Raw genomic sequence first — 1,620 nt, forward strand, 5'->3', positions numbered from 1 at the left:
GCAATACGGCCCGCGCGAATCGATGGAATACGACGTCGTGATCGTCGGCGGCGGCCCCGCCGGGCTGTCGGCGGCGATCCGGCTCAAGCAGCTGGCCGCCGAGAAAGGCACCGAAATCGGCGTGTGCGTGCTCGAGAAGGGTTCCGAGATCGGCGCGCACATCCTGTCGGGCGCGGTGATGGACCCGCGCGCGATCAACGAACTGTTCCCCGACTGGAAGGAACGCGGCGCACCGCTCGACGTCGAGGTGACGGAAGACCGCTTCCTGTTCCTGTCCGAGAAGGGTGCGGTCACCACGCCGAACTGGGCGCTGCCCGCCAACTTCCAGAACCACGGCAACTACGTGATCTCGCTGGGCAACGTCACGCGCTGGCTTGGGGCGCAGGCCGAAGCGCTGGGCGTCGAGATCTTCCCCGGCTTCCCCGCTGCCGAGATCCTGTACAACGACGACGGCTCGGTGAAGGGCGTCGCGACCGGCAACATGGGCGTGGGCAAGGACGGCGAGCCGACCGAGAACTTCCAGCTCGGCATGGAGCTGCACGCGAAGTACACGCTGTTCGCCGAAGGCTGCCGCGGCCACCTCGGCCGCCAGCTGATCTCGAAGTTCAAGCTCGACGCGAACGCGGATCCGCAGGCCTACGGGATCGGCATCAAGGAGCTGTGGGAGATCGATCCGGCCAAGCACAAGCCGGGCCTCGTGATCCACACGGCCGGCTGGCCGCTGAAGTCGGATACGTACGGCGGCTCGTTCCTGTATCACATGGACAACAACCAGGTCGTGGTCGGCTTCGTGGTGGGCCTCGGCTACACGAACCCGTACCTGTCGCCGTTCGAGGAATTCCAGCGCTACAAGACGCACCCGTCGATCCGCGCGTTCCTGGAAGGCGGCAAGCGCGTGTCGTACGGCGCGCGCGCGATCACCGCGGGCGGGCTGCTGTCGCTGCCGAAGACGGTGTTCCCGGGCGGCGCGCTGATCGGCGACGACGCGGGCTTCCTGAACGCATCGCGGATCAAGGGCAGCCACGCGGCGATCAAGACCGGCATGCTGGCCGCCGACGCCGCGTTCGACGCGGTGCAGGCCGGCCGCCAGTCGGACGAGCTCAACGCATACCCGGACGCCTTCAAGCAGTCGTGGCTGTACACGGAGCTGTACCGCGCGCGCAACTTCAAGCAGTGGATGGCCAAGGGGCTGTATCTCGGCACGCTGATGGTCGGGCTCGAGCAGAAGGTGATGGGCGGCAACGTGCCGTGGACGCTGCGCCACAAGCATGCGGACCACGAGATGCTGAAGCCGGCGTCGCAATGCCAGCCGATCGAGTATCCGAAGCCGGACGGCAAGCTGACGTTCGACCGCCTGTCGTCGGTGTTCATCTCGAACACGAACCACGAGGAAAACCAGCCGGCGCACCTGACGCTGAAGGATGCGAACGTGCCGGTGAACGTGAACCTGCGCACGTACGCGGGGCCGGAGGGGCGTTTCTGCCCGGCGGCCGTGTACGAGTTCGTGAAGAACGACGACGGCAGCGATCGCCTGGTGATCAACGCGCAGAACTGCGTGCACTGCAAGACCTGCGACATCAAGGACCCGACGCAGAACATCGTGTGGGTCACGCCGGAAGG

General features: G+C 66.4%; 1 protein-coding gene. It reads left to right on the plus strand.

Going from position 1 to position 1,620, the window contains the following annotated elements:
- Window positions 1–1,620: electron transfer flavoprotein-ubiquinone oxidoreductase (locus tag G3N99_RS40250; RefSeq protein WP_206125195.1), on the plus strand; the 1,620-nt coding region annotated here is incomplete at both ends.

Origin of the sequence: Burkholderia sp. Ac-20392 (assembly GCF_017104585.1) — a bacterium.
Lineage (GTDB): Bacteria > Pseudomonadota > Gammaproteobacteria > Burkholderiales > Burkholderiaceae > Burkholderia > Burkholderia lata.